The following is a 7,650-nucleotide window of genomic DNA, read 5'->3' as shown; positions in this document are numbered from 1 at the left end:
TACTCCTAAACAAATTATTTTTAAAAAACCGTTTGGTTATTTTAAATGAAGATACTTTTGAAGAAATTTTTTCTTTCAAATTAAACCTGATGAATGTATTTGTTATAGTCTCGTTGAGTGCTATTTTTTTAATTTCGTTTACCATAGTAATTATTGCTTTTACCCCTTTAAGAGAATTTATACCAGGCTATTCTTCATCCAAATTAAAAAGGGATGCTATGGAACTTGCCTTAAAATCAGATTCTTTATCAAAAGCCTTGAAAAAAAATGAAGCCTATATTCAATCGATTCAAAAAGTCTTGACAGGAGAGCTAGAATATGCAAAATTTAGCAAAGATTCTATTTTAGCGTCAAGCGAAGAAACACCTGCTAATGTTGATTTGTCTCCTTCAAAAGAAGAATTAACTTTAAGAAAACAAGTGGCAGAAGAAGAGAAAAAAAATAGCACTTCAAAAAACAAGGTTCCAAAAAAATAAAATAGTATCCATGTCCTTAAAATCTTTTTTAGCAACTGCTTTTGCCCAACACATCTATCGAAAAACCCAAGCTTGGGCCAATAATCCTATAGAAACCCAACGCAAAGTTTTTTTGGATTTAATTGAACAAGCAAAAAACACTCAATTTGGTAAAGACCACTATTTTGACCAAATAAAAAAAGTTGAAGATTTTGCCAAAAATGTTCCTATTCGAGATTATGAAGATTTGAAACCTTATATTGATAAAGTTGTAAAAGGTGAAGAAAATATTCTCTGGAAAGGCAAACCTCTTTATTTTGCCAAAACTTCGGGCACTACATCTGGGGCCAAATATATTCCGCTTACCAAAGAATCGATGCCCTATCACATTGAAGCGGCTCGAAACGCCATTTTGCATTACATACACGAAACAGGAAACGCCAGTTTTGTAGATGGAAAAATGATTTTCCTGCAAGGAAGTCCAATTTTGGAAGAAAAGAACGGCATAAAACTCGGAAGATTATCAGGTATTGTTGCCCATTTTGTTCCCGCATATTTACAAAAGAACCGAATGCCATCTTGGGAAACCAATTGTATTGAGGATTGGGAAACCAAAGTTAATGCAATAGTAGAGGAAACTATTAACCAAAATATGACGGTGATTTCAGGGATTCCTTCATGGGTGCAAATGTATTTCGAAAAATTGAGCCATAAAGGAGGAAGGCCAGTAGGCAAAATATTTAAGAACTTCAATTTGTTTATTTATGGAGGGGTTAATTATGAACCCTATCGGGCGAAATTTGAAAATTTAATTGGAAGAAAAGTAGATTCAATTGAATTATTCCCCGCTTCTGAAGGCTTTTTTGCGTACCAAGATTCGCAACATGAAAAAGGAATGTTGCTATTGTTAAATTCTGGAATTTTTTATGAGTTTATCAAAAGTGACGAATTTTTTACCGATCCCGAATCCCGAAGTTTCGGGACGGGGCCCAAACGGTATACCATAGGAGAAGTCGAATTAGGTGTCAATTATGTTTTGATTATTTCTACAAACGCTGGACTTTGGGGATACAATATTGGAGATACAATTCAGTTTACTAGTTTGAAACCCTATCGTGTGATTGTTTCGGGTAGGATTAAACATTATATCTCAGCCTTTGGCGAACATGTCATAGGAAAAGAAGTCGAGAGCGCTTTGCAAGAAGCAATTGTTGGAACCAATATTCGAATAAATGAATTTACGGTCGCTCCACAAATAAATCCAATCGAAGGCTTACCCTATCATGAATGGTTTATAGAGTTTGATCCCGATGCTTCGGGAGAACCCGAAAATTTGGATGCTTTATCAGATGTTTTGGACAAAGCCATGCGAAAACAAAACATATATTATGATGATTTAATAGCAGGCAGTGTTTTAAAAAAATTAATTATTACCAAAGTGGTCAAAAATGGTTTCCAAGATTACATGAAATCTATTGGAAAATTAGGCGGACAAAACAAAATTCCAAGATTGAGTAATGATAGAAAAATAGTTGATTTGCTAATCAAATTATAAAAACAGTACTTTTGTAGTCACGAAGTAAAATTTATTTAAAAACAGGCTAGACTAATACTAAAACCGAATAAAACAATATGAGTACAAATAATCAAAACAATACAGAAGATCAAGAAATTGATTTGGGACAAGTTATAAAGAGCATCAATGGTTTTATTCAACGAATTAATGCCTTTATTTATAATCAAATTTTATTCTTGGTAAGAAATAGTATTTTAATAGCTACATTAATTATAATTGGGGTTTCTGCAGGTTATTATTTGGATACTACCATAAAATCCTACACTCATGAAATTATTGTTTCACCAAATATTGGCGGTTCAGACTACCTTTATTCTAAAGTTGATTACCTATCTTCAAAATTGAATGAGCAAGATCAAGTGTTTTTTAAAAGTATAGGTATTAAAAATTCGTCGAGTATTGGAAGTATTAAAATTGAACCCATTTTAGATATTTACAATTTTGTAAGTTATTCTACCTCTACAAAAAATGTTGAAAACACACAAAATTTCGAATTGGTAAAATTATTGGCTGAAGAAGGAAGTTTAAAAGACGTAATTAAAGATAAATTGACCAGTAAAAATTATCCAAATCATAAAATCGAAATTAGTTCTTCAGGTAAAATAAACCATGCTGATGTTATAGCTCCATTATTGAAATTTATAAACACGAATGATTATTATAAAACAATTCTTAAAATATCAAGAGATAATATCTTGATAAAAATAAAAAAAAATGAACAAGAGATTGCTCAAATCGATTCTTTATTAAAATTTATGTCTTATAATTTAAGACAAAATAAGAATCAAAATTTAATTTATAATAACGAAAACAATCAAATCAATCCGTTATTTGAATTAAAGAATAGTTTGATAAATGAAATTGCTTCACAAAAAATTAATCTTGAAAACATGAATGTATTCATTAAAGAATCAAGTATAACAACCAATATAAAAAACACTAAAAGCATCAACGGAAAATTAAAATTTATTTTACCTTTCTTTTTCATATTTGGATTTATTTGTATCCGCTTTTTTGTGAGTTTTTATAAAAAACAACAAGCCTTATCGGTATCGAAATAATCGATTTTGATTTTTAAATTTGAATCCTTGATATCCGCGAATTAAAAACTAAAAAATGAATTTCATTCCCACTAATGCACTAGGCTGTTACAGTATTGAACCCAAAATTATATATGATGACAGGGGTTTTTTTATGGAAAGCTTCAACGAAAGAAGTTTTCAAAGTGGTATAGGACAAAAAGTTCATTTTGTCCAAGACAACCAATCTTTTTCTTCAAAAGGAGTCTTGAGAGGTTTGCATTTTCAAATAGGAGAACATGCTCAAGCTAAGTTGGTTAGTGTTATTCAAGGCGAGGTACTTGATATAGCTGTCGATATTAGACCGGGTTCTGCCACGTATGGTGAAAAAGTGTCTATTGTGCTTTCGGCCGAAAAAAAGAACCAATTATTCATCCCCAGAGGTTTCGCTCATGGATTTGTGGTATTGAGTGAAACAGCCACATTTTTTTATAAATGCGATAATTTTTATAACAAAGAATCCGAAGCTGGAATTTTTTATAATGATCCGGAACTGAATATAAATTGGCAATTTTTAGACGATGAGGTATTAGTTTCGGATAAAGATAAGCTACTACCAACACTACAATATGCAAAGAAAGTATGGTAGTTTTAGTAACAGGGGCCGGAGGTCAGTTAGGACAATCTATTCAATTTATCGCAGGTAATTATTCCAATATTCAATTTATATTTTGTTCTTCTTCTGATTTAGACATTACCAATAAAGAAAATTGCAAACAGATTTTTGCGCAATCAAAACCTCATTTTTGTATTAACGCGGCGGCTTATACCGCTGTTGATAAAGCCGAAAGCGAACCCGAAAAAGCATATTTAATTAATGTTATTGGCGCAAAGAATTTATCCGAAGTTTGTCTCGATTTTAGCACAACTTTACTTCATGTTTCTACCGATTTTGTCTTTGACGGCAACAAATCAATTCCTTACACCGAAGAAGATTACCCTAATCCACAAAGTGTTTATGGGCAAACTAAACTAGATGGGGAGAAAGCTATTCAGGAAATTCTGGAGCATTATTTTATTATTAGAACGTCATGGGTGTATTCTCAGTTTGGAAATAATTTTATGAAAACGATGCTCCGATTGGGTTCAGAAAGAGATAGCTTATCCGTTGTAAACGACCAAATAGGAACTCCTACAAACGCTGTCGATTTAGCAGAAGCTTTGGTAAAAATTATACTCTTCTCCTCCCTCTCCTTTGGAGAGGGTCGGGGTGAGGCTTTTGGAATATACAATTTCAGTAACGATGGTCAATGTTCCTGGTATGATTTTGCCCAAAAGATATTTGAAATAAACCACATCAATATCGATTTAAACCCTATTCCAACAACAAGTTATCCAACGCCAGCCGAAAGGCCAAAATATAGTGTTTTAGATAAATCTAAGATAAAATCTACTTTTGGAATTGAAATAAAAACTTGGGAAGAAAGCTTAAAACCTGTAATTTTTCCGTTATAACAGAAAAAACACCTGTAATTTTTCCGTTACAATGGAAAAAACACATTTGGAATTGCAATAAAAAGCGGTGAAGAGAGTTTAAGTTCAGTAATTATTTAATTTTTAAAACAATGAAAAAAACCTTTTATCTAATTTGTGCTGTTTTGTTTTTCAACAGCAGTTTTTCTCAAATTAAACCAGGCGAAAAATTAGTTTTTGCGGCTTCTTATAACATGAGTGGTTTAATGACGCAACTGGCCCAAGTGACGATGGAAACTGAAAATATGACCACCTCAAAAAAGACTTTTTTGCATTTACGTTGCGAGGCCGAAACATTCAGCAAATGGGATTCTTTTTTTAAGATCAGGGACTTGTATGAGTCTTATGTTGACCCCATTACTTTGAAACCAAGCCTGTATAAACGAAACATTTTTGAGGGTGGATTTACCAAAACCGAAAAATATGTTTTCAAAAAAGATGGAAAAACGGTAGTTAGTACCTCTAAGCGAAAAAACAGTCCTGAAAAAAATAACAGCTTTGGTATTTCAAATGGAACTCAAGACATCGTTTCTTTGATTTATAAACTCAGAACGGTTGATTTTCAAAACTATAAAAATGGGCAAACCAAATCGTTCCAACTGGTATTTGACGAAAAAGAAATTCCTGTTGTGATAAAATTTATGGGAAAAGAAACCATTTCGGTCGGGAATTTAGGTAACAAAGAATGTTATAAAATTGCTATTGGCGCTAGAACGAAAGTATTAAAAGGGAAAGACCAAAACATCATTTGGCTTACTGCCGACAGCAAAAAAATACCAGCCTTAATCAAATTTAGTATCCCTGTAGGAACAGGACAACTTAGACTGTCAAACGCATCAGGAATTTAACACCATTTAGTTATGAGAAAATTAGTATTAGGAATCACCATTTTTTTTACCACTCTAAGTGTGGTTTTTGCGTTTTTGCCTCTTGGCACTTTAGCTTTAATCCCGGTGGGGATTGCCCTTGTTTTTGGATTTTTAGCCCTAAAAAAATCAGATACTAGTCAGGTAAAATGGGTCAAAGTGCTTTTAATTATCACCACTTTATCCTTAGTTTTTGTTCTAGGAAAAGAAGTTTTTACCCAAGATGAGGTGGAAGTAGACCAGCAATTTGAAACTCAAAAAGCGGAATCTAAGAATGAAGCACAAAAAGAGTTGGAGGATTTAGAGTAGGTTTCAATTACCCTCACAAATAGTTTCCGCGAAGTAGACAAAAATAAACCCTCTCGGGGCAGAGTCCAAGAGAAATTAGAAAGACACAGATTTCACACCCGAGCGCAGCGAACAGACGAAGTAAATTTGCACAGAAAAATCTGTGTTAATTTGTGACCCGAGCGTAGCGAATAGACGAAGTAAATCTGTGTCAAAAAAGCAAAGTAGCGCTTCGAGGAATTAAACCTAAAGAGATTGAAAGAAATAGCAGATAGGTATTTGAGTTTTATCACGACATTTTTAGGGGAACCATTTTTTGAATTTCTAAAGACTACATTGGTATTACGGTAATTAATGTATAGTTTTACAACCAATAATTATTCTAATTTAGTTTTGATTCAAAGCTTTCATCATACAAACCAAAATTCAAACAAGAAAAATATAAAATTCTTGAAAAAAAAACTAATCCTTATTGGACTATTGCTATTGCATTTTACCCTTGTTTTAGCACAAAAACCCAATAAGATTGTTATTGAAAACTCAGATTTTGTAGATATTAACGAAATTGAATTGCCTGATGCCACCTTGTTAACCGGAAATGTTAGAGTGAGCCATGACGGAATAGTCATGACTTGTAATAAAGCCTATTATTTTAAAAGTGAAAACTACATTAAAACATTTGGGAATGTCCAAATGGTTCAAGGCGACACCTTATATTTAAACAGCAAATTCGCTGAATATAATGGTAATCTAAAGAAAGCCTTTGCGACGGGAGACGTCGTAATGAGATCGCCCGAATCTACTATGACTACGGACACCATCAATTTTGATAGAAATTCGCAAGAAGCCTATTTTAATAATTACGGAACCATTATCAATAAAAACAATACTTTAAAAAGTAAAGTAGGACGATATTATATTAAAGAAAAAAAATACCAGTTTTTAACCGCTGTGGTTTTAACAAATCCTGAATACACCATAAAATCAAATCATCTTGATTATTATACCGCTCAAGGAGATTCTTATTTGTTGGGTCCTTCGACAATTACAGGCAAAGAAAATTTTATTTATACCGAAAACGGCTATTATAATAGTAAGAAGAACATTGGAAATTTTAAACGGAAGTCTTATATCAAATACAAAGACCGATTGATTGAAGGCGATAGTTTGTATTATGACCGAAAAAGAGAATTTGCTTCCGGAACCCACAATGTCAAAATTACTGATTCGATCAACAAGGCCATCATCAAAGGACATTATGGAGAAGTATATAAAAACAAAGACTCATTATTTATTACCAAACACGCCTCAATACGATATTTGATCGAAAAAGATTCAATGTTTATTCATGCCAAAAGGATAATTGTTACTGGTAAAATAGGAGAGCGAAAAATAACAGGATTTAACAATGTTCGATTTTTTAAAACCGATTTAAGCGGCAAATGCGACTCGATACACTCCAATCAAAAAGAGTCTTTAACTAAACTCATAGGAAGACCTATATTGTGGAATGTTGAAAACCAGATGACAGGTGATGTGATGCACTTAATAGGCAATAATAAAACCGAAAAATTAGACTCGCTCAAAATACTCAATAACACCTTTATCATATCAAAAGACACTATAGGAAACGGTTACAACCAAATAAAGGGACTTAATCTATACGGAAAATTTAAAGCCAACAAGCTCAAAGAAGTGGATGTTGTCAAAAACACTGAGGTAATTTATTATATGCGAAACGAACAAAATGAGTTAATTGGCATCAACAAAAACGTGAGTAGCAGAATAAACATGCTCATGGACGATACAAGTAAAATTGAAACAATCACCTTTTTTGACAATGTAGATGGCGATATTTACCCCGAAAAAGACTTGCCCGAAAATGCCCGAAAACTTAGGGGATTTGAGTGGCG

Annotated in this window: 8 protein-coding genes; all 8 read left to right on the top strand. The window is 32.7% G+C overall.

Features of this window, described 5'->3' with window-relative positions; all coding sequences use genetic code 11:
* Positions 1-476, top strand: a 476-nt coding sequence (locus ACKVOD_RS07270) for a peptidase (RefSeq protein ID WP_409208806.1), incomplete at its 5' end; no start/stop codon positions are given.
* 10 nt (positions 477-486) lie between these two features.
* Entirely contained in the window at positions 487-2,010 is a 1,524-nt protein-coding gene (locus tag ACKVOD_RS07265) for a GH3 auxin-responsive promoter family protein (protein ID WP_409208805.1), read from the top strand.
* A 77-nt stretch (positions 2,011-2,087) separates the two neighbouring features.
* Positions 2,088-3,092: a hypothetical protein gene (locus ACKVOD_RS07260; RefSeq protein ID WP_409208804.1), complete on the top strand. Its 1,005-nt coding sequence runs from the start codon at positions 2,088-2,090 to the stop codon at positions 3,090-3,092.
* A gap of 55 nt (positions 3,093-3,147) precedes the next feature.
* The gene (gene rfbC, locus ACKVOD_RS07255; protein ID WP_409208803.1) at positions 3,148-3,699 is read left to right on the top strand and encodes a dTDP-4-dehydrorhamnose 3,5-epimerase; all 552 of its coding nucleotides are present in this window, start codon (positions 3,148-3,150) and stop codon (positions 3,697-3,699) included.
* Positions 3,693-4,565 (top strand): dTDP-4-dehydrorhamnose reductase, encoded by an 873-nt coding sequence (rfbD, locus tag ACKVOD_RS07250; protein WP_409208802.1) that lies wholly within the window; start codon positions 3,693-3,695, stop codon positions 4,563-4,565. Before rfbC ends, rfbD begins: the two co-directional genes overlap by 7 nt.
* Positions 4,566-4,675: 110 nt before the next feature.
* On the top strand, positions 4,676-5,431 hold the full coding sequence (locus ACKVOD_RS07245; RefSeq protein WP_409208801.1) for a DUF3108 domain-containing protein: 756 nt from the start codon (positions 4,676-4,678) through the stop codon (positions 5,429-5,431).
* Positions 5,432-5,443: 12 nt separating this feature from the next.
* Positions 5,444-5,758: a hypothetical protein gene (locus ACKVOD_RS07240; protein WP_409208800.1), complete on the top strand. Its 315-nt coding sequence runs from the start codon at positions 5,444-5,446 to the stop codon at positions 5,756-5,758.
* A gap of 429 nt (positions 5,759-6,187) precedes the next feature.
* The coding region (locus tag ACKVOD_RS07235) for an OstA-like protein (RefSeq protein WP_409208799.1) at positions 6,188-7,650 on the top strand (1,463 nt) is incomplete at its 3' end.

It is taken from the genome of Flavobacterium sp. (assembly GCF_046155325.1).
GTDB lineage: Bacteria > Bacteroidota > Bacteroidia > Flavobacteriales > Flavobacteriaceae > Flavobacterium.
This window is presented reverse-complemented; position numbering and strand designations above follow the sequence as displayed.